General features: G+C 69.2%; 22 protein-coding genes. 8 read left to right on the top strand and 14 right to left on the bottom strand.

The window, feature by feature from the left end; translation table 11 throughout:
- The first annotated feature begins 150 nt into the window (after positions 1-150).
- Positions 151-1,311, top strand: a complete 1,161-nt coding sequence (locus ACK5NO_RS07440) for a cytochrome P450 (protein WP_416812033.1) — start codon at positions 151-153, stop codon at positions 1,309-1,311.
- 14 nt (positions 1,312-1,325) lie between these two features.
- On the opposite strand, the gene ACK5NO_RS07435 is transcribed toward ACK5NO_RS07440, so the two are convergent.
- A complete protein-coding gene (locus ACK5NO_RS07435; protein ID WP_416812032.1) occupies positions 1,326-1,709 on the bottom strand; it encodes a DoxX family protein in 384 nt (127 codons plus the stop codon).
- A 93-nt stretch (positions 1,710-1,802) separates the two neighbouring features.
- Between ACK5NO_RS07435 and ACK5NO_RS07430 the strand changes: the two genes are divergently transcribed.
- Positions 1,803-2,819 (top strand): aldo/keto reductase, encoded by a 1,017-nt coding sequence (locus ACK5NO_RS07430; protein ID WP_416812031.1) that lies wholly within the window; start codon positions 1,803-1,805, stop codon positions 2,817-2,819.
- Positions 2,820-2,839: 20 nt separating this feature from the next.
- Here the strand turns inward: ACK5NO_RS07430 and ACK5NO_RS07425 are convergent, their stop codons facing one another.
- Positions 2,840-3,727, bottom strand: a complete 888-nt coding sequence (locus ACK5NO_RS07425) for an A/G-specific adenine glycosylase (protein ID WP_416812221.1) — start codon at positions 3,725-3,727, stop codon at positions 2,840-2,842.
- A gap of 57 nt (positions 3,728-3,784) precedes the next feature.
- Between ACK5NO_RS07425 and ACK5NO_RS07420 the strand changes: the two genes are divergently transcribed.
- Positions 3,785-4,405 (top strand): hypothetical protein, encoded by a 621-nt coding sequence (locus tag ACK5NO_RS07420; RefSeq protein ID WP_416812030.1) that lies wholly within the window; start codon positions 3,785-3,787, stop codon positions 4,403-4,405.
- Positions 4,406-4,547: 142 nt separating this feature from the next.
- Here the strand turns inward: ACK5NO_RS07420 and radA are convergent, their stop codons facing one another.
- Positions 4,548-5,921: a DNA repair protein RadA gene (gene radA / locus ACK5NO_RS07415; protein WP_416812029.1), complete on the bottom strand. Its 1,374-nt coding sequence runs from the start codon at positions 5,919-5,921 to the stop codon at positions 4,548-4,550.
- Positions 5,922-6,006: 85 nt separating this feature from the next.
- Between radA and ACK5NO_RS07410 the strand changes: the two genes are divergently transcribed.
- Complete coding sequence (locus ACK5NO_RS07410) at positions 6,007-7,185, top strand: hypothetical protein (protein ID WP_416812028.1); 1,179 nt, start codon at positions 6,007-6,009, stop codon at positions 7,183-7,185.
- A 34-nt stretch (positions 7,186-7,219) separates the two neighbouring features.
- On the top strand, positions 7,220-8,068 hold the full coding sequence (gene proC / locus ACK5NO_RS07405) for a pyrroline-5-carboxylate reductase (RefSeq protein ID WP_416812027.1): 849 nt from the start codon (positions 7,220-7,222) through the stop codon (positions 8,066-8,068).
- Positions 8,069-8,080: 12 nt separating this feature from the next.
- Here proC and ACK5NO_RS07400 read toward each other — a convergent pair whose 3' ends face one another.
- From ACK5NO_RS07400 to ACK5NO_RS07355, 10 genes are all read right to left on the bottom strand, one after another.
- Positions 8,081-8,473: an FKBP-type peptidyl-prolyl cis-trans isomerase gene (locus tag ACK5NO_RS07400; RefSeq protein ID WP_416812026.1), complete on the bottom strand. Its 393-nt coding sequence runs from the start codon at positions 8,471-8,473 to the stop codon at positions 8,081-8,083.
- A gap of 99 nt (positions 8,474-8,572) precedes the next feature.
- On the bottom strand, positions 8,573-8,920 hold the full coding sequence (locus ACK5NO_RS07395) for an HNH endonuclease (protein WP_416812025.1): 348 nt from the start codon (positions 8,918-8,920) through the stop codon (positions 8,573-8,575).
- A 22-nt stretch (positions 8,921-8,942) separates the two neighbouring features.
- On the bottom strand, positions 8,943-9,422 hold the full coding sequence (locus ACK5NO_RS07390) for a methylated-DNA--[protein]-cysteine S-methyltransferase (protein WP_416812024.1): 480 nt from the start codon (positions 9,420-9,422) through the stop codon (positions 8,943-8,945).
- 2 nt (positions 9,423-9,424) lie between these two features.
- Positions 9,425-10,909 carry a DNA-3-methyladenine glycosylase 2 family protein gene (locus tag ACK5NO_RS07385; RefSeq protein WP_416812023.1) on the bottom strand — a complete coding sequence of 495 codons (1,485 nt, stop codon included), beginning with the start codon at positions 10,907-10,909 and terminating at the stop codon, positions 9,425-9,427.
- Positions 10,910-10,986: 77 nt separating this feature from the next.
- Positions 10,987-11,562 (bottom strand): dienelactone hydrolase family protein, encoded by a 576-nt coding sequence (locus ACK5NO_RS07380; RefSeq protein ID WP_416812022.1) that lies wholly within the window; start codon positions 11,560-11,562, stop codon positions 10,987-10,989.
- A gap of 9 nt (positions 11,563-11,571) precedes the next feature.
- Positions 11,572-13,482, bottom strand: coding sequence for a glycoside hydrolase family 6 protein (locus ACK5NO_RS07375; protein ID WP_416812021.1), 1,911 nt, complete (start codon positions 13,480-13,482; stop codon positions 11,572-11,574).
- A gap of 108 nt (positions 13,483-13,590) precedes the next feature.
- Positions 13,591-14,499 (bottom strand): glycoside hydrolase family 113, encoded by a 909-nt coding sequence (locus ACK5NO_RS07370; protein WP_416812020.1) that lies wholly within the window; start codon positions 14,497-14,499, stop codon positions 13,591-13,593.
- A gap of 109 nt (positions 14,500-14,608) precedes the next feature.
- On the bottom strand, positions 14,609-16,363 hold the full coding sequence (locus ACK5NO_RS07365) for a carbohydrate-binding domain-containing protein (RefSeq protein WP_416812019.1): 1,755 nt from the start codon (positions 16,361-16,363) through the stop codon (positions 14,609-14,611).
- Between the two features lie 12 nt (positions 16,364-16,375).
- Positions 16,376-17,176 carry a polyphosphate polymerase domain-containing protein gene (locus ACK5NO_RS07360; RefSeq protein WP_416812018.1) on the bottom strand — a complete coding sequence of 267 codons (801 nt, stop codon included), beginning with the start codon at positions 17,174-17,176 and terminating at the stop codon, positions 16,376-16,378.
- Complete coding sequence (locus ACK5NO_RS07355) at positions 17,173-17,817, bottom strand: DUF4956 domain-containing protein (protein WP_416812017.1); 645 nt, start codon at positions 17,815-17,817, stop codon at positions 17,173-17,175. Before ACK5NO_RS07355 ends, ACK5NO_RS07360 begins: the two co-directional genes overlap by 4 nt.
- A gap of 187 nt (positions 17,818-18,004) precedes the next feature.
- Here ACK5NO_RS07355 and ACK5NO_RS07350 point away from each other — a divergent pair, with 187 nt between their 5' ends.
- The gene (locus ACK5NO_RS07350; protein ID WP_416812016.1) at positions 18,005-18,688 is read left to right on the top strand and encodes a response regulator transcription factor; all 684 of its coding nucleotides are present in this window, start codon (positions 18,005-18,007) and stop codon (positions 18,686-18,688) included.
- Positions 18,685-20,130, top strand: a complete 1,446-nt coding sequence (locus ACK5NO_RS07345; RefSeq protein WP_416812015.1) for a sensor histidine kinase — start codon at positions 18,685-18,687, stop codon at positions 20,128-20,130. Before ACK5NO_RS07350 ends, ACK5NO_RS07345 begins: the two co-directional genes overlap by 4 nt.
- On the opposite strand, the gene ACK5NO_RS07340 is transcribed toward ACK5NO_RS07345, so the two are convergent.
- Positions 20,088-20,444 carry a YciI family protein gene (locus tag ACK5NO_RS07340; protein ID WP_416812014.1) on the bottom strand — a complete coding sequence of 119 codons (357 nt, stop codon included), beginning with the start codon at positions 20,442-20,444 and terminating at the stop codon, positions 20,088-20,090. The genes ACK5NO_RS07345 and ACK5NO_RS07340 overlap by 43 nt on opposite strands.
- Positions 20,445-20,670: 226 nt before the next feature.
- Here ACK5NO_RS07340 and ACK5NO_RS07335 point away from each other — a divergent pair.
- Positions 20,671-20,892, top strand: a 222-nt coding sequence (locus ACK5NO_RS07335; protein WP_416812013.1) for a TetR/AcrR family transcriptional regulator, incomplete at its 3' end; no start/stop codon positions are given.

Below are 20,892 nucleotides of genomic sequence, written 5' to 3'. Positions count from 1 at the left end.
CCACGGCATCGGCCGTGAAGCCCGAGTGGCCCGGTCACCCAGCAGGGTGACCGGGCCACTCGGCGTTAAGAGCAGGGACGATGCACTGGCGGGCAGTGCGTTTTTCTGGCGGTAGGCTGAAAAACGGTCCCCCGACCGCAAGGAGTCCCCGTGCTCGACAACGCTGATGCTGTTCACGAAGCCGACGAGTCCGCGCCACTGGACGCGGACGAGCGCTCACGCCTCGACGCCCTGCGCTCGCGCTGCCCTGTGGCGCACGAGGACGGCTCGTACGTGGCACTGTCGCATGCGGCGGTCGTGGCCATCGCGCTCGATGCGCACACCTTCTCCAGCGCCCATCCCACGCGCCGCGCCATCCCCAACAGCCTCGATGGGGCGGAACACACCGCCTACCGCGAGGTCATCGATCAGTTCTTGACGCCCGAGCGGGTGGCGGCCCAGGAGCCGCAGTGCCGCGAGGTGGCCCGCACGCTCGTGGCGAGCCTGCCCCGGGACGTCACGGTGACGGCGATCGCCTCCCTCGGCGTGCCGTTTGCGGTGCGCACGCAGTCGGCGTGGCTCGGCTGGCCCACCTCCCTTGAGGCGAGCCTGGTGACGTGGATGGCCGACAACCACGCGGCGACCCGTTCGGGCGACCGCGCGCGCACGTCCGACGTGGCCCAACGCTTCGACGCAATGATCCACGACCTGATGGACGCCCGCCGTGGCCGGCCCGCGACCGACGTCACCGGCGAAGTGATGGAGGCCACCGTCGATGGCGTTCCGCTCACCGACGAGGAGATCGTCTCGGTGCTGCGCAACTGGACTGCTGGCGACCTGGGCTCGATTGCCGCGTCGATCGGCGTGATCGTGCACATGCTCGCCGAGCGGCCCGCGGTGCAACGCGATGTCCGCGCCCTGGTTGAGGCCGGGGACCAGGCGGCCGTCGCTGCCTCCGTTGAGGAGATGCTGCGTATCGACGATCCGTTCATCACGAATCGCCGCACTGCGACCGCCGATCACGCGGTCGAGGGCGTCACCGTCCCCGCCGGGTCAACGGTGATGCTCAACTGGACCGCAGCCAACCGGGACCCCGAGGTGTTCGGCAACCCCGACGCGTACGACCCCGCGGGCAATGCCCACGCCAACCTCGTGTTCGGCGCCGGGGCGCACGTGTGCCCCGGCCGTGACCTCACGCTCATGGAACTCAGGGTCGTGGTCGAGGAACTGCTGGCTGGTACCGCCTGGATCGAGCACGCCGAGGACGACCAGGCACACCGCGAGACGCCGCCGGTGGGCGGCTGGGCGCGGGTGCCGGTGATGCTGCGCTAAGCAGTGGTGGGCGGTCAGCCCCCGAGCTTGAATTCGCCGATGCGCCCGACGAACACGATGAGGGCGATCACCATGAGCAAAGCGGGCACGGTGATGTTGGCGAGCGGGTCGCCGCGGCGAATGTGAACGAAGGCGGCACCGCCTCCGATCACCATGAGCCCGGCAGCGGCGAAGGGCACCACCCAGGACTGGAAGTCGACGATGGGGAAGACCACGACGGCGAGCGAGCCGATGATCTCCGCCACACCGATCAGCCTGATGTGCTTGTCCTCGAAGTCGTTGGCCCACTCCTGACCCACCGCGAGGGCGCCCTTCTTGCCCTTGAAGGCATGCACGATGCCCGAGGGGATAAAGACCGCGGCCAACGCGATCACGGCGATCCACAGTGCAGCGTCCATGACTTTCCTTCTGCCGTCGTACGAGGACAGCACCACCTTATGCCCGACGTCCCTGGGACCCCTGCGTCACAGACCCGGCGTAGCCTGGGAAACATGATTCACGATCCTTTTGTGGCCAACGCTGCCCGCTACGACACCATGCAGTACCGCCGCTCGGGCCGCTCGGGCCTGCGCCTACCGGGCGTGAGCCTAGGGCTGTGGCACAACTTTGGTGGCGCCAACCAGGACACGGTCATGCGCGACATGATCCGCACGGCGTTCGACCTTGGTGTCACGCACTACGACCTCGCCAACAACTACGGCCCGCCGCCCGGTTCCGCCGAATCCAACTTTGGGCGCATCTTTGCGCAGGACCTCAAGCCCTACCGTGACGAGATCATCGTGTCGACCAAGGCCGGCTACGACATGTGGCCCGGTCCCTACGGCGAGTGGGGCTCGCGCAAGTACCTGCTGGCATCGCTCGACCAGTCCCTGAACCGCATGGGTCTCGACTACGTCGACATCTTCTATCACCACCGCCCGGACCCGGACACGCCCATCGAGGAGTCGATGATGGCGCTGGACCAGGCCGTGCGGTCCGGCAAGGCGCTGTACGCGGGCATCTCTAACTACGGGCCCGAGGCCACGGTCGAGGCCGCGACGATCCTGCGGGAACTCGGCACCCCGCTGCTCATTCACCAGTTCCCCTATTCGATGTACCTGCGCGGACCGGAGAACGGCCTCATCGACACCCTCGAGGAGCAGGGCGTGGGCTCGATCGTGTTCTCCCCGCTCGCGCAGGGCATGCTGACCGATCGATACCTCAACGGCATCCCCGAGGGTTCGCGTGCGACCCACTCGGTGTTCCTGTCGGGCAAGCAAATCACGCAGACCTACCTCGAGCGCACGCGCGCCCTCAACGACATCGCCCAGCAGCGCGGCCAGAGCCTCGCCCAGTTGGCCGTGCAGTGGGTGCTGCGAGGCGACAGGATCACGTCCGCCCTGGTCGGAGCGTCGAGCGCCGAGCAACTGCGCACCACCGTGGCGTCGCTCGACTTCCCGCCATTGGCCTTCGACGAGGTCGAGGCCATCGAGAAGTACGCGATCGACGGCACCCACCACACCGCCTAACTCCCGGCGGCGAGCCGCCACTACAGGCGGTACAGCCCGCGCGCCTCGTCGGCGACGGTCACCAGGCCGTCGCCGACGAGCGACTCGAGGCAAGCGTCGAGCTGACCGGGCTCGATGTCGTCGAGCGATGCCTGGCCGGTGATGTTGAGCGGCGCGTGTGCGGCGCGCAGGAGCGCCATGATGCGACCGCGCACCTGTCGATCCGTCCCGTGCCACGCCTGGGTGCGCCTGGGAGCCGCGTCGAGACCCGGCGATCCGGCAGCGAGCCACGCGCAATCAGCAGCGAGCACGCACTGCGCGCACCGGGGCGCACGTGCCGTGCACACGAGCGCACCCAATTCCATCGCCGCGGCATTCCACGCCACTGCGGCCGATGCGCTGGCGGGCACGAGCGCGGCCGCGTGCTCGCGCTCGGCACGGGTGAGGTGGGCAGGCGGCAAGGGCTGTGCGCGCCACGCCCGGCCGATCACGCGACGCACATTGGTGTCCAGCACCACGTCGTGCTCACCGAAGGCGAAGGCCCGCACGGCGGCGGCGGTGTAGGCCCCGATGCCCGGCAGGGCCAGCAGGGCCTGTTCCTCGCTGGGGACCTCGCCAGCATGACGGGTCACGAGCGCTTGCGCGCACTCCCACAAGCGCTTCGCGCGACGCGGGTAGCCCAGCCGTCCCCATGCTCGCACCGCATCTGCCTGGCTGGACGCCGCGAGATCGGCCGGAGTCGGCCAGCGTTCCATCCACTCGCGCCACACCGGCTCGACCCTCGCCACCGGCGTTTGCTGGAGCATGATCTCCGAGACCAGGACGCCCCAGGGCGTGCAGTCAGGCGCTCGCCACGGCAGGTCGCGGGCCGCGTGAGCGAACCACTCGATGACCGCATCGACCATGGCGGACTCGGGCTGGCGCGGCATGGCTTCATTGTCCCAGCCGCACGCGGGGTTACGGTGGCTCACAGGAAGGAGCGTGCCGTGAGAGGACTGCGCAATCCTGTGGGCGACGAAGAGCCTCGGGTGTACTGGGTTCGTCGTGCCGTGGTCCTCGTGGCCGCTGCAGTCGTGATCGTCGTGATCTGGCTCGTCATCCGCGGGCTCACCGGCGGCGAAGGCGAGTCCAAGACGCCCTCGACCACGACCTCACCTCAGCCGGGAGTGACCAACTCGGCAGGCGCCAATTCAGCGGCCCCGAATGATCCTTCTCGCCCCTGCACCGCGGAGGACGTTCTCGTGACGGCGGTGGCTTCTCCCACCCAGGTCAACGCCGGGTCGGAGGCCGCGTTCGAGGTGGGCGTCGAGCATGTGGGAACCGCCGCGTGCAAGCTGTCGACCACCGCCGACGGCTCCGCCCTGCGGGTCCGGTCGGGCGATGACGTCTACTACGACTCCGCGTGGTGCGAGGGGCCCGTGTTTGCTGAGGGCGAGTGGATCTTGCAGCCAGGAGACCGCGAGGCCCTGCAGGCAACCTGGTCGAGCTACCGCTACAACGACTCGTGTGAGCCTGTGGACAGCCCCGCACCGGCGGGCCACTACCGAGCGGCGGTGTCCGTGGCAGGCATCGCCGCGGCCGAGTCCGCTTTCGAACTCGTCAGCTAGTCGCCCCACCCCGCACTCCCCGCCTTCCCGCCCTTCCCGCCTTCCCGCCTTCCCGCCTTCCCGCCTTCCCGCCTTCCCGCCTTCCCGCCTTCCCGCCTTCCCGCCTTCCCGCCCTCGCGATGAAAATGGATCCATTTGACGGTTAGGAACGGGGGACGGCCCGCTCGACGGCTTCACGAATGGTCGCCACCGCGTGGACCGTGACCCCTGCCGGGGCCTCCACGGCCTGCGCCGTTGCGGGGACCAGGACCTCGGTGAATCCCAACCTCGCCGCCTCGGCAACCCGCTGACCCAGGCCGGTCACCGGGCGCACCGCCCCTGACAGGGCGACCTCGCCGATGGCGACGAGCCCCTCGCGCACCGGCCGGTCAGCACGGGCGGACGCGAGAGCGAGCGCCAGCGCGACATCGGCCGCGGGCTCCGTGACCCTGGCACCGCCGATAGTCGACACGTAGACATCGTCGGCGGCCACCGCGACTCCCACACGCCGTTGGAGCACCGCGAGGATCATCGCGACGCGGGACGAATCGATGCCCGACGTCGCGCGGCGTGGATTCGACAGCGCGCTCGGCGCGACCAACGCCTGAATCTCTGCTGGCAGGGGGCGCTTGCCGTCGATGGTGATGGTCGCGCACGTGCCCGCGACGTGCGCGCCTTCGCGCGACAGGAACAGCCCCGAGGGGTCGGCGACGCCCTCAATGCCCGTGTCGAGCAGTTGGAAGCAGCCCACCTCGTCCACAGAACCGAACCTGTTCTTGATGGCGCGCAGCAGCCGCAACTGCGAGTGCTGCTCCCCTTCGAACTGGCACACCACGTCGACGAGGTGCTCGACGAGGCGCGGCCCCGCGACCGTGCCCTCGCGAGTGACGTGACCCACCAACACCATGGGGCAGCCCCGCGACTTGGCGGCCTGGATGAGAGCGGAAGCGACCTCACGCACCTGGCTGACGCCCCCCGCAGCGCCGTCGATCGATGCTGACGCGATGGTCTGGATCGAGTCGACCAGCAGCAGCCCAGGGTCCTGCGCCTCGATGTGGGCGAGCACGGCACCCAGGTCGGTCTCCGCGGCCAGCAACAGGCCCGAGTCGAGGGCGCCAATGCGCTCGGCACGCAAGCGCACCTGCCCCGCGGACTCCTCTCCGGTCACGTACAGCACGGTGCGGCCCGTGCGCGCCGCGCGCGCCGCGACATCGAGCAGCAAGGTCGACTTGCCCACCCCTGGTTCACCGGCGAGGAGGACAACTGCGCCGGGCACGAGCCCGCCCCCAAGCACCCTGTCGAACTCGGCCACCCCGGTGGGCCGTCGCTCGGACGCCGTCGCGTCAATCTCGCCGATGGGACGCGCCGGTGTGGTCGCGGCCGTGGCCTTGGTGGTGGGTCCGGCGGTCGCCGCGCCGGCCTCCACGACGCTCCCCCAGGCTTGGCACTCGCCACAGCGGCCCACCCACTTGACGGCCGTCCAGCCGCATTCGGTGCAGTGATACGCGGGCTTCGAGGTGCGGGTGGAGGCGGCCATGGGCCCACGCTAACGCCCTGCTCTGACACGCGAGCGCCACCCCACATGCGTGCGCGAGAACACCCGCGGTCGTACGCTGGGCCCCATGGCCGACTCGACGCACCCTCAAGGCTCTAGCCCCTGGCATTCCGTGCATGGTGCCCCCGCGGTCACGCCGGCCACTCGCGAACCGGTCGCGCCATCGAAGCCCTCGGTGCCGTCCACCGGCACTATCCCCGTCGTACCGCAGCCCATCGAAGCCGAGGACGCCGAGGTCATCTCTCCCGTCTCAGCGCCCGGACATGAGGAAATCATGCCCTCGGCACGCGGCCCCGTGTGGAGTGCGATGGGCGACACGGCCCCGCAGCCGCGCCTCACGTCACCCTCGGCTCCCGATCCCTTCCGCGAACTCGGTGACGCCGCAGTGCTGTCTGCCTCGCTCAGCGCCGGGGGTGGGCCGGGCACCGTGGCCACCAGCGCATCGGTCTCCGCGACCGAGCGGCCGAGCGCGCCGTGGAACACGCACCAGGACGGCCACCAACCGTCGAACGCTGCGACGCCGCCCACGGACCTGCCCGAGATCGCCAACGACGCCCCTGCGTACGCCCCGAGCTTCCGCACGGCCGTCCCCGTCGCGGGGGAACCTGCCGGGCTCGGCTTCGCCGGTCACCCGGCCGTGGAAGGCGGCGGCGGCGAAGGCACCAGCGACCCCGCACCCGTGAAGGACCCCTGGTGGCGCTCGACCGTCTTCCTCATCATCGTGGGCCTGCTCGTCATGGGCGGCTTGGGGTTTGCCGCGTGGATGCTGTTCGGCCCTGAAGACGACACGGTCGCTTTGACCCCCGAGGTGCTCGTCGAGCCCGCCGCCGAGGCGACCATCGAGCCCATCACGATCGACAACCCCACCGACTTCCAGGCCGCGATGCCCAGCACGGTCGGCGCGTTCTCCATGACCGGCATCGCCGCTCCCAACGTCGCCGACGCTGGCCTGAGTGCGCGGGCGGCAGAAATCGCTGACCTCACCTACTCCGACGGCTCCACGGACCTCACCGTGCGCGCCATCCAGCACTACAACGAGGCCGATGCAACGGCTCAATTCGAGGCCCTGGCTGCGGACGGCACCGACCGTCAGCCCGTCGAGGTGGGCGACGCTCAGGTGGGCGAGCGCGCGACCGTCGCGGTCGACGGCGGCGAGCAGATTGTGTGGCGCAACGGCACCACCGTGCTGACTCTCACAGGCCCGGCGGACGAGGCCGAACAGTTCTACGCCCTGTTCCCCTTCTGACACGTGCGCCCGGGGTGGCGTTAGCCTGACTCTCATGAGCGAGCACGTATCCGAACCCACGCCGTCCAAGCCTCGCGTCGCCATCATCGGCGGCGGCGTCATGGGCGGAACCATCATCACCGCGTTGCGCGTGGCGGGGTGGCCCGCGGAGGACATCGTGGTGGCCGAGCGCGATCAGGCGCGCCGAGAGGCCCTCGCGCTGGGCCACGGCATTGAGGGCACCGACTCGATCGCCGACGCCGCCGCAGACGCCGAGGTGCTCGTCATCGCCGTCAAGCCGCAAGATGCCGATGCGGCACTGGAGGAGATTGCGCCGGTCTATCGCGACGGCGCGCTGGTGCTGACAGTGGCTGCGGGCCTGCCCGCCTCGTTCTACGAGTCGCGCCTGCCTTCACGCGCGCCCGTGGTGCGCTGTATGCCCAATACCCCTGCGATCGTGGCGCACGGCGCATCGGCCATCACGGCAGGCGAACACGCCACACCCGCCCACCTCGAGCTCGCGGCGAGCATGCTCGCCGCGACGGGGCTTGTCGTGGGGCTCGACGATGAGGTCCACCTTGACGCCGTCACGGCGGTGTCGGGATCGGGCCCGGCGTACTTCTACGCCGTGGTCGAGGCACTTGCGGAGGCTGGCGTGCGCGAGGGGCTCGACCGCGACCTCGCGAACGCGCTCGCCACTCAGACGTTCGTGGGTGCCGCCCGCCTGCTGCTCGACTCGGGGGACTCGCCATCGGTGCTGCGCCAGCGCGTCAGCTCACCGGGCGGTACGACCATCGCAGCACTGACCGCGATGCAAGAGGCGGGCCTCGGGGAGGTCATCGCCGCTGGCGCGGCGGCGGCAGCCGCCCGTTCCCGCGAACTGGCGCAGGAACTGGGCGCCTGACCGCCCGACGCTTTAGCGAGCGTCGACGACGTCCACGGCGAACACGAGGGTCGATCCACCAGGGATCGGGCCCATCGAGCGCTGGCCGTAGCCCTTCTCCGGCGGCACCACGAGCAGCAGCTTGGAGCCCACGGGCTGGCCCACGATGCCGTCGACCCAACCCTCGATGAGCGAGCCGCGCGCGATCACGAACGAGATGGTGTCGCCGCGGTCCCACGACGAGTCGAACTTGGCGCCGTCCCACAGCCAGCCGCTGTAGTGCACCGTGATGGACTGACCCTCGATGACGGCCGGGCCGTCGCCTGCCTCGAGCACGTCGACCGCGAGGCCCTCGGGCTTGACGGCGTCGGTGAAGTCGACGGACGGGGCGCCGGAGGCGTCGCGGGTGATCAGGGGAAGGCTCATGCTCACTCCTTTGGTGTTGGCAACCCGGTCAGCCTAAACCCCTCCCCGTTGATACCCGCCTCGACTGCGGTGAGCCTCCCGGCGCGCGCTGGATACCCGTCAGGACGTGAGAGAGCGCTGAAGCTGCGCCCACCGCAGCAGGAACGCGCGCTCGTCCAGGCGCTTGCGGCGCATCCACGACGTGACCTCCGCGTTGCACTTGCTCGCATTGCACGAGCGGCATGCGGGCACCACGTTGTCCACCGTGTACCGACCGCCGGGCGACAGCGGCAGCACGCAGTCCTTCTGCAGCGCACCCTCGGTGGTCCCGCAGTACGCGCACCCTCCCCACGCCTCGCACAACGTTGACCATTCGGCGGCGGTGAGGTCGTTGTCGGCGCGCCTCATACGTGCCGCCCTGCGCTTGGCATACCTGGCTTTGGCCGCCTTGCTGGTCACCACCCTCATGAGGTCAGCGTAGGCAACGCCACTAGGCCACCTGTGCCTCGCGCGCCAGCAAGGACTCCTTGATGTCCGTTCCCCACGCGAAGCCCGTCAAAGAGCCGCCCGCGCCCTGCACCCGGTGGCAAGGGATGAACAGCGCGACAGGGTTGGCGCCACACGCTCCCCCCACGGCCCGGCTCGCGGCCGGACTGCCCACCGCCGCCGCTACCTGCCCGTACGTGCGCACCTCGCCCGCGGGAATCGCCCGCAGCGCCGCCCACACCCGCTGCCTGAACTCCGTGCCAGCGACGTCGAGCGCCACCCCAGCGAGCGCCGTGGCGTCACCGTCGTAGTAGGCACGCACGGCGAGGGCCGATGCGCACTCACCCGGCCGCGCGCCCTCCAGTCCCGCTCGGGCCGCCACCTGGGCAGGCTCGGCGCTCCACGCGGCGGCCACAACGGCGCCGTCGCGTTCGATGACCGTGAACGGGCCGTCCGGGGTGTCGATGGTCGTGTACGTCACCATGGTCATTCCTTTCGTGTCGCGGGCGCACCGGCCCGCCACAAGTGCATCATCAGGTAGCTGCGCCATGGCCGGTGGCGGCGAGCGTAGGCCTCGAGGCTTGGGGGATCGTGGGGCAGGCCGAGGGCCTTCGCGCCTGCCCTGACGGCACTGTCGCCCGTCAGCAGCACGTCGGGGCTGCCGAGGACCCGCATCGCCACGTAGTACGAGGTCCAGGGGCCAATGCCCCTGAGAGCCTCCAGGTCGCCCGTCAGTTCTGCGAGGGTGCGGCCGGCATCGAGGCGGACGTGGCCGGAAGCGACGGCCTGCGCGGCGGCCACAAGCGCGCGGGTGCGGCTCGCTGGCCCCCGCACCACGTCGTGTGCGTGGGCGGCGACGGCGGCCGGCGTGGGGAATGCACGCGTGACGGTGTCGCTCGCGACCGATTCCGGCAGCGCGGTGCCGAGAGCGTCCACGAGCCGCTGGACGGCGCCGCGCGCAGCACCGACCGTCACCTGCTGTCCCAGGATCGCGCGCACGAGCATCTCGAAAGGGTCCACGGTTCCGGGCACCCGCAGCCCTGGACGAGCGGCAACGCTGGCCGCGAGCGCGGGGTCTGCTGCGAGCGCGGTATCGATCGCGACCGGGTCGGCCTCGAGGTCGTACAGACGACGCACCCGGGCCAGCAGGTCCGGAAGGTCGTCGAGCCTTGCCAAGCGGGCCGTGAGCTGCACGTGGTCGTCGGCCACTCGCGACGTGAAGGTCGCGGGCCCGCCGGTGAGCGCTACCGAGCGCGTCAGGGTCAGATCCTGGACGTCCTCCACGCCCGCCACGGCGCGCGCCGCGAACCAATCATGGAGCTCGGTACCCGCGAAGGGTGCCCGGGCCCGTAGCCGTAGCGACAGCGCGCCGCCACCGGTGGCCGGTGGCGCATCGGCCCGGCGCGCATGCGCCCGCACCTGTGTGGGGGTCAGGCCGAACACGTCGGCCACGGTGTCGTTGAACTGCCGGATGCTGCGAAATCCGGACGCGAAGGCGATGTCGGCAACCGGCAGCGCGGTGGACACCAGCAACTGACGAGCCGTGTGTGCGCGCTGCGCCCGCGCGAGCGCGAGCGGCCCGGCACCGAGTTGCGCGGTCAGGATCCGGGTGAGTTGGCGTGACGAGTACCCGAGCCGCGCGCTGAGTGCGCTCACCCCTTCGCGGTCGATGGCGCCTGCACCGATGAGTCGCATCGCCCGCGCGGCCACGTCTTCCTGAACGTTCCACCGAGGAGACCCGGGAACGGCCTCGGGCAGGCATCGCTTGCAGGCCCGGTAGCCCGCGACGTGCGCCGCGGCCGAGGTGGCATAGAACGTGCAATTCGCGGGGATGGGGGTGCGCGCCGGGCAGGAGGGACGGCAATAGATGCCGGTGGAACGCACGGCGAGAACAAACTGACCGTCGAAGCGAGCGTCGCGCCCCGACACGGCGGCGTAGCACCTGTCGAAGTCGAGGGCGGGGGCGGTCATGACACCAGGGTGCCCCGCGAGGGCGGGGTTGCGCTAGCGGTTTTCGGACATCGCGGTAGCGGCCACGCGACGAGCCATCAGTCGAGGGACGCGAGAAAGTCCGTCACATGCTCGTAGAGCCGATGCGCGTTCTGGGCCTCGTACTCATGCCACCCCTCGAACGCGAACAGATGGCCGTCGCCGTCGTAGACGTACTCCTCGCACGCGTCGCCCGCGAGCGCGAGGAAGGCCGCGTTCTCCTCGGGCTCGACCCACGGGTCACGGGAGGCGTAGTGCAACTGTGCCGTGAGGCCGTCCGGCCACGCGTCAACCCCGAACCATGCGGGGGAAAGGGCCCCATGGAGCACCACGAGCCCGCTCGCATCCCCCCGCGTGAGGGCGAGGATCTCCGCGACCGCGCCACCAAGGGAGAAGCCCACGTACACGCGCGGACCGCCCAGGTCGACGGTCTGGGCAGTGGCGGCGGCGATGAATGCAGGAGGACCACCTTCGCTGTCGACATAGGCGACCGCCGTCTCCAGGTCGGCGAAGGTGCGGCCGCCGAACAGGTCGGGGGTGACCACGTGATGGCCGTCCTCGCGCAGCGCGTCAGCCCAGGCATGGAGGTGGCTCGTGAGGCCCAGTGCGGAGTGAAGCAGGACAACGGTGGCCATGGTGTCTCCCTAGTGGGCAACGCAGGTGAGGTCACCCGCCGCAGGAGGACTGCCGTTGCCCGTAAATCCGAACGTACCCGTGGCGCTGGCGGCGAGCGAGCCGTTCCAGCCCACATCACCCACGGTGAACGTCCCCGAGGTGCCCGTGGCCTCGCCGTTCCACAGCGAGCCAGTCGAGGATCCCGAGGGCAACACGACCGTCACCGTCCACCCCGCGATCTGTTCGCGTGCGACCACCGTCACATCCGCCTGGAAGCCTCCATCCCACTGGTTGGTGACCACCAGCTCGGCGTCACAGCCGCGCGAGGACGCACCCGCATCGGCCGTGCTGGGCGCGGTGTCGTCGCTCGCATCCTTGTCGTCGGCGCCGCCCTGGCGAGCGCCGTCCTCGGGATCACCCGAGCCGGTGTCCGCGGCGGACGAGCCCACCGGCTTGCTCGCATCAGGGTCCTCGCGCGGCGCAGGCACGGGAGCACCCACGGTCGGGTACGCGTTCGCGACCAGTTCCGCAAACTGGGCGGAGAACCACTTGCCCGACACGGGGGCGTCAGCGAGGGCGTTGGTGGACTGGCCCCCGAGACGGTCGGTCGTGAAGGTCGGGTCGCACATGCGGTCAAAACCCTTGCCCTCGTCGTTGGCGATCTCTGTCGACGAGCCGTCGGACTCCCCCGGCGGCTTGATCCACACCAACGCATCCAGGTGCGAGTCATCGAAGCCCGCCGGCAGTGCCTGGGGAAGCCTCCCCAGTCCAGCGCCGGCCTGGTTGCACCAGCCGCCGCGGTGCGTGCGCGCGTCGACCTTGGACTCGGCCACGAACGTGTCGAGCGTGCCGCTCGTGCTCACCGCCGTGGGCCGGGCATCGCCGCCCCAGCCGTTGCGGGAGGTGTCGATCAGCATGCCGATGTGCTCGGGAAAGCCCGCCGCGACCAGGCGGCCATACAGATCCGCAGTCCAGTCTGCCTCGTCGAACTGCGCGTTGAACTCGTAGAACGAGCCTGACTTCACCGGCTGACCGCCCACCTGGAGTTCGGGATCCTTGAGGAAAGGCTCCTCGAGCGGCGTGTAGTTGGCGGTGTTGGTGATGAACCCGTCGACAGCCTCGAAGCCCGCCTCCGTCGAACGCACCACCTCAGCGAATAACTGCGCCGTGGGTCCGGCGTTGTTGTCCCAGCCCAGCCAGCCCGAGTGCGCGGCGTCGATGTACGCGTACACGTGGTCCTGAGCCGCGAAGGCGTCCAGCGCGTAGGCCACGCCGGCGCGGTAGTACGGGTCGGCCTCCTGGCACGCAGGTTCCGACGCATTGGTCACCAGGTTGGGCAGCGAGTCGGGCTCGATGACGGTCACGATCCGCAAGTCGCGGTACGCCTCCTGAGCGAACATCGCCGCGATCACGTCGATGTACTCGCTTTGGTAGCGCGCCAAGGCCTCGTCCGTCGCGGGCAGTTCACCGTTGGACGCGAGCGCAAAGCAGTCCCTGCCAGGCAGGTTATAGATCACGACGGTGACGACGACGGGGCCGTCTGCGTCTTGCGCCTGAGAGACGGCGGCGTCGAGATGGTGCCGCAGTCCAGGCCCGTCGGCGTTGCCCTCGATCGCGCTGATGCGATCCATCCACACTGCGGTGGGCGTGTAGGCGATGGCCCGCATGTCGTTGGCAAGGGCGGCGTCGTCCGTGGAGTCGGCCTGCTCCAGCACCCGCTCAGACCAACTGTGGTTGACATACATGGTCGCGCCGGCGAAGGCGTTGTCGACATGGGTGCCGTCGACGGTCACGACCTCGGTCGCGGACCCGCCGTCACCCGGCGCGGTGGGGTTGATCCCCTCCGGCTCGCCCCCAAAGTCGCACGCCGCAATGCTCAGCGTCGCCGCGAGCGCGAGCGCGGCCACCCCCGTGGTGGCGCGTCGTGCCGTCTTCGCCATGGGTGCCCTGCCTATCGCCGCATCGGTGCTGGTACTGCGGCCAGGCTAGCGGCGCATCGGCGCTATGCCTACGGCTCCCCCAGCAAAACCTCAGGGAGCCGGCGACAGTCAGCGCGAGTAGCGCTGCGCGATCGTGTGTTCCGCAAGCTTGCCGTAGACGGCGTACTCGGCGTTGGTGGCGGCCTCCTCGAGCGTGTGCAACTGGGCCTTCCAGTCCCACAGCATCCAGCCGTCCACCCAGTCGCGCCGGTCGCACACGGCGAACATGACCTCATACCAGTCGCGCTGCGCCTCTTGGCTGATCCCGCCTTCAAGCGTCCACGAGTTGGGCAGGTGCTCGCTGCCGGCGGTGGACATGACGCCCGCCTCCATAAAGAAGAACGGCTTGCCGTGAGTGCGCACCACCGGCTCAATCCGGTCGAGCTGGTTGTCCCAGTCGTCGATGGGGTAGTAGCCGGACGACGAGATGACGTCGACCGCGTCCCACCAGGTGACATTGGTCTCCTGGTACTTGTCGCAGTTGTAGGTCACCAGCCCGGTGTAGACCTCACGCACCGCGGCAATCACGGCCCGCCACTGGTCCGCGCGGCGATCAGTTTGAACCATCTCGCAGCCCACACAGAACATCTCGACGCCCTCGGCCTGAGCGATGCGCGCGTAGTGAACGATGAACTCGGTGTAGCTCGCGAACCAGTCCGACCACTTGGGCTCACACGGCACATCGACGTCGAAGAAGTTGATGTGCGCCCGCCAGGTACCGTCCGTGACGTTGAGGATGGGCTTGAGCACCACCTTCTGACCGAGCGACTTGGCTTCGCGAATGGCCCACACCACCTCGTCGTCCGTCACGGTCGGAGCCTCACGGAACTTGACCTCGGTCGAGAAGGCCGTGTCCTGCCAGCCGCACAGGGCGATCCCTGTCCACGTGGTGTGCAAGCGCTCCACCATGAGGCGCATCGACTCCGCGGCCGCGGGGTTGGCCCACTCGCCCCGGGTTCCCACGAAACCCCAGGTCATGCCTCGTACGTCTAACTCCGTCACGTCACACCTCTCGACTTGTCCACCGCATCGGCCCTTAATCGTATAAGCGCCGATGCGGTGGTGGCCAGCCCAACGTCCCGGCGCCTTACGACGCCTCGACAGTGCCGGCGGTCTCACCGCCGCTGACGGTGCCGTCGGTCACCAGGCCACCCGTCGACTCACCCGTCACCGTGCCACCAAAGGTCACGGTGTAGGTGTCCCCCGCGACCAAGTCAGGCGACGAGAGCACGACCGTCTGCGAGTCCTTGGTGGAGGTGTATGACGCGACAAGGTTGCCGTCCGCGTCGAGCACGGAGATGGCCTCACCCGCGGCGACGGTCTGACCGAACGACACTCCCACCACGGCCTGCGTACCGTCGCTGGGCGCCATGGCCATGCCCGCGGCACCCGTCGCGATAAACACTCCGCCGTCCATCGTGAAGGACTGGTCGTAGTCAAGGGCCCCGTTCCCGCTGTTCGTGGGGCCAGCGACCACCACGGTGCCGCCCGTCATCTCGATGGTGCCGTTGGAGTCCACGCCATCGCCCGAGGCGTCCAAGATCCACGTGCCTCCCGACACCTCGATGCGCACGCCATCCGCACCGGTCTCGCCACCGATCTCGGCGGCGGTCGTGGTCGCGGCGACCGTGGCGACGGTGGCGGCGGTTTCGTCGGCCGTCTCGTCGGCCGTCGCCGCGTCCTCCGCGCTCGCGCCGTTGCGCTGCCCGCCGCCTCCACCGGGGCCGCCGCCGTCGCCAGGAATGCCGCCCATGCCGGTCGAACCCGAGCCGTCGGTCGCGTTGAACGCGTCATCGGAGGAGACCATCGTGGCCTCGCCACCCGACAACAGAATCACCCCGGCCTCGAAGCCCTCGTAGGAGCTGGTCACGTCGATGGTGCCGCCGTCGATCCGCAGGATTCCGTCGGCGTGGATCGCGTCGTCCTCGGCAGCGATGGTCAAAGAGCCGCCCACGATCGTGGCCTGTACCGCGGCGTCGATGGCGTCGGACACCGCCGTCAGGTCGATCTGACCGTCTTCGATCCAGATCACGCCCACGGCCTTGTCGGGCTCGTCGGCGTCGGCGATGTTGTCGGAGCGAAGGGCATCCCCGCCCGCGTCGACGCTCAAGGAGCCGCCGCGGATCACCAGGTGGTCCTTGCCGCGCACGCCATCGTCGACAGACGACACCGAGATGTCGCCCGAGTCGATGACGAGGGAGTCCTTCGAGGTGATGCCGTCCGCCAAGGTGCTTGTCACGTCGAGCGAACCCTCACCCGTGATGTACAGGTCGGAACTCGCGTAGATCGCGGCGTTGGCGCCCTCGGCCGACTCGGCAGCACCGGCGGCCTCAGCCACCGTGTTGGACGTCCCGTCCGCCAGGTGCAGGGCGACCTGATCCGCCGCGACCACTTCGATCGCGCCCGACTCCGAGGAGGTGATGTCGACGCCATCCAGAATCAGGTGGACGTCCTCGCCGTCGGCATTCACGACGATCTTGCCGTCGGTGAGGGTGCCGCTCAGGCGATAGACGCCCGCCGCAGTAATGGTGACCACGTCACCGTCGACGGACACGCCGTCGCCGCCCGAGGAGGCACCGTCGGCAAGCGTGACGTCGACCACGCTCGCGCTCGACACGTCGAGGTCCATGTCCTCCACGTCGAGATCGACGTAGGTCGCCTCCGACAGGGTCGTGAGGTCGACCGTCTCCTCGGTGTCCGACGAAGTCTGAGCAGTCGACGAGTCGGTGGTCTGGTCCGTCGTGGAGGTCGAGTCAGTGTCGTCGGCCGCGGGCGAGCAGGCGCTCAGCAGCATGGCGGTGCCAGCAACGAGCGAGGCGAAGTACAACGTGGGCTTGTTCATGGTGATGCCTTTCTATGCGCCGGCCAGGGCCGGCTGGGGGACAGCAACGTGGCGCCGCAAGGTGCGAGACCAGCGATTGGCAGGAAGATCGGGGCGCAACGCCGCCAGCGAGGTGCAGTACTTCGACACGCGCACCGGCCGCACACCGTGAGCCCAAAGGGCACGATCGACGGCGCCGGCACGCGCCACCGACTTGGTCTCCACAATCAGCGCCGGGGAGAACGAGGCGACACCACCGTGAATGTCGCGGCCCTCAACGTCCGCATCCACGGTGACTCGCGCATCGGCCGTCAACAGGGTGGTGCGGCGGTAGAACGTCGTGAGCGTTTCGCGAAGGTCTCCCACCACCGGCTCCGTCTCGGCAAACTGAGCGACGAACATCCGCGCTGCGGCCGGAAGGAAGGCGCCCGAGCTGCCCTGAACATCGGCCGGGCTCAGCCAGTCGCGATGCTTGACCGTCTCCCCCACGCGCGACCGCAACTTGACCTCGATGGCGCGGGTGCCGCTCTCGACATAGGTACGCGTGCGCACCTTGTAGCGGCGCGGACGGCGCCGGGCGGCTGCATAGAAGCTCTCGAGCTCGGGGGTGTCGTAGTAGGTGGACTCGTAGCGGAAGCACCGCTTGCCGTCCATGTCCAGGACCCGCGGCGCCCGCTCAAGGCCCGCGAGCGCGACCGCCCACGTCGCGGGGTTGACCAGGTACTTGCGGTCCGTACGAGTCTGGAGCGCGGCGGCGAGATCCAACTCTGCCAGGGAGATCGGCTCGAGATGCTCGATGGCCTCCGGCCAGCCGATGCGTGGGATGGCACTCATCGCGACGTCCCGGCGGGCACGGGGTCGGGAGCCGACACCGGGGCGAGCGTCTGGACCGAGCCAGCGGACGCATCGGCCATGCTGGGCCGTGCGATGCCACGGGGAACGGTGAAGCGGACGTCGGCCCACGTGGTGTCTTGCACCAGGTCCACGCGGCGCACCGTGACGCGGTTGACCGTGGCGCCGAGCAGTTCCTCGAGGTGCGCTGCGAGCGCGGCCTCGTCGGTGAAGGCGCGGTCGAGGATGAGGTGCTGCTGGCGTGAGCGGGAGAACAGCAGGGGGCTGTCGCCGACCGCGATCACACCGAGCAGGACCGCCATGAGCGTGAAGCTCACGGTCGGCGAGATCGAAGGGAAGCCGCCCAACAGGCCCAACGCGATCGCGGTGAAGTAGTAGGCGATCTCCGCGTGATCCATCTCGGTCGAGCGCAAGCGGATGATCGACAACACCGCGAAGATGCCCAGGCCGAACCCGAGCGAGATCTCCGCGTTCGTCATCGCGTACGTCACGCCCATGACGCCCACGTTGATGGACATGAAGGCGACGATCATGTCGCGCCGGCGGTGGCGGGGGAAGTAGAGGCAGAAGACCATGACCACGATCGCGGCAAGGTCAGCGAGGATAAAGGCGTAGATGGGCACGGGGCCGCTCCATGTTCGTCAGGGTTCTCGGGTCCGGGTTGGACGGCGAACCGTTCACCTCGATGTAACCGGTCCGTGCTGGGAGAACGCTGTGAGTGGCGGCACAAGCGTCTGGGACTGAGGATCTCTGCGGGCGCTCACCGCCCGTTGCCAGGTATCTCCCAGGTGCGAATGTGAGACTAGGAACATGGCAGACCGACGCATCCTCGTGGTAGACGACGAGGATAACCTCCGCACCATGCTCGCCGCGGCCCTCAAATACGAGGGGTACACGGTCGAGCAGGCAAGCGACGGCGCCGAAGGCTTGCGCGCGGTGCGCGAGCATCGGCCGGACCTCATCGTCCTCGACGTGATGATGCCGAACCTCGACGGCTTCGCTATGTGCCGCCGCCTGCGCGAATCCGGCGACCGCACCCCCATCATCTTCCTGACCGCCCGAGACAGCGCGAGCGACAAGGTCGAAGGCCTCACCATTGGCGGCGACGACTACCTCGACAAGCCCTTCAACCTCGACGAACTCGTCGCACGTGTCGAAGCCGTGTCGCGCCGAGTCGAGCGCGAGCCCAGTGCCGCCGACGTTTACACGGTCGCGGATCTGGTGCTTGACGACGTGGCGCACCGAGTCACCCGCGGCAGCGAAGAGATCCACCTGTCGCCCACCGAGTACCGCCTGCTCATGCACCTCATGCTCAACGTGGGGCGAGTGCTGTCGCGCGGGCAGTTGCTCGAGGCCGTCTGGGGCTACGCGCCTGACGACGACCCCGGCGTGGTCGAGACCTACATCGGGTACCTGCGGCGCAAGGTCGACATCGCGGAGCCCAAACTCATCCACACCATCCGCGGGGCCGGCTACACGCTGAGGACCTCGTGACCGAGGCACAGGTGCGCGAGGCGCGACGGCTGGGTGGCATGTCGCTGCGTAGCCGCGTGCTCGTGGGCTTCGCGGCCATCGCGGCGGTGGCCATCGTGGTCGCCATCGCGGTCACGCTGTCGACGGCCGCCTACCAGGTCAGTCAGCTCGACGACCGCCTCAAGAGCTTTGCCGGACCGGAACTCATGGACCAGCCCGTTCAGGAACTGCCAGTGTCCCCCCGCGACGAGTTCGCTCGACCGTCTGATGCCTTCCGCGGGTACATCGGCTCCGACGGCTCGGCGTACGTGTTCTTCGCCCCCAACATCGAAGACGGCGCGCAGTCGCTGCCATCGATCGACGTCTCGCAACTCGACCCCGCCGAGTCCACCTACTTCACCGTCGCTGCCGAGGAGGGAGACGGCGAGTATCGCGTCCTGGCTCGCCCCGCCGGGGACGGCTGGGATATCACCGCGCTGTCGATGGACGCCGTCAACGCCTCTCAGCAGCGGCTCATCCTCATCGAGGGCGTGGGCATCGCCTTGATTCTGGCGGGCCTCGCGATCGTGGCCGGATGGGTGATTCGCTTGGGAGTCAACCCCATGCGACGCATGGTGGACGCCTCGGCCCGGATTGCGGAAGGAGACCTCTCCGTGCGCCTCGAGGGCGTGGGTACTGGGTCCGAATCTGCCGAACTCGCCGCGTCGCTCAACGCGATGATCGGCACCCTGACCGACTCTCTTGCCGAACGCGAGAGGTCCGAAGCCCGCCTGCGCGAGTTCGTCGCCGACGCCTCGCACGAGCTGCGAACCCCCCTGACCACAGTGCTCGGATACTCCGAACTGCATCGGCGCGGTGCCCTCGCCGACGCCGAAGCCCAGGACGACGCCTGGGGCCGTACCGAGGCGGAGGCCGCGCGCATGCGCCGACTGGTCGAGGACATGCTCACTCTCGCGAAGTACGACGCGGAACCGGACCTGACCTTGCGCCCGGTGTCGCTTGCGGACCTGGCGGGTGAGATCGTCGCCAACGCCAAGGTGGCATACCCGTCAACGTCGTTTGAGTTCACCGGCGGCACTGCGACCGTGCAGGCCGATGCCGACCGCCTACGTCAAGCGCTACTCAACGTGGTCTCCAACGCCGCAATTCACGGCGGCCCGCACGTGAGCGTCAGCGTGCTGCCAGGTCCCGACGCGGTGCGCGTCACCGTCAGCGACGACGGCGACGGCATGACGCCCGAGGTTGCCGCGCGGGCCACCGAACGGTTCGTGCGCGGCGACGGCTCGCGCCAGCGGGCCACCGGAGGCGCTGGCCTGGGGCTCGCGATCACCGCCGCGATTGTGGAGGCGCACCGCGGCACGCTCACGGTGTCGTCAACCCCCGGACAGGGCACCACCGTGACCCTGCTGCTCGACCCCACTCACGGAGTCGCAGGCGAGGGCTCGACCGCGTCCCAGTCGTAGAACGGACGAATCTCGATGGCGCCGAGCCGGGCCATGGGATGCTCGAGTGCGACCTGCACCGCGTGGTCCATCGACGTGCATTCGAGCACGTCGAGCCCCGCGATCTGCTCGTGGCGCTGCGCAAAAGGCCCCGGAGTGACGATCCTGCCGGTCGACCTCATCCGCACCGTGGTCGCCTGCCGGGCCGGCGCCAGCCTGTCCCCGAAAACCCTCACGCCCGACTCATCGTGGCGCCGCACCCACGGCTCGACATCGTCCTCCCCCGGCACAGGCTCGTCGAGCGGCTCCATCATGACCAGCATCAGGTACTTCATCGCTTCACCATCCCCTTTGAGGTGTCGTGACTCCCATCATGCTCCGGGTCAGCGCGTTGCGCTCAGTGGGGTGGGCATGCGTGTGTCACGGGGGGCTACCGCGACGGGCATCCGCCCATCCGCGTGCAGCCTCGTCGACTATCGCTCGCCCGCTGGCGCTCGCCCGCTGGCGCTCGCCCACTGTCGCTCGCCGGGTTACCTACCATCCGTATGGTAGGTTTCTTCAGTGGCGACCAAACCAGAAATCCTCGATGCCGCGCTCAATGTCCTTCGCGCAGGCGAAGCGCTGACGCTCGACGCCGTGGCCCGCGCATCCGGGCTGACCAAGCCGGGAGTGGTTCACCACTTCCCCACCAAAGAACGCTTGAGCGTTGCGGTGCTGGACCATCTGCTCGAAAAATGGGAAGCCGACCTCACCGAGCGCGCGGGGGCCAATGCCGACCCGATC

Origin of the sequence: Demequina sp. (genome assembly GCF_047975725.1) — a bacterium.
Classification (GTDB): Bacteria; Actinomycetota; Actinomycetes; order Actinomycetales; family Demequinaceae; genus Demequina.
This window is presented reverse-complemented; position numbering and strand designations above follow the sequence as displayed.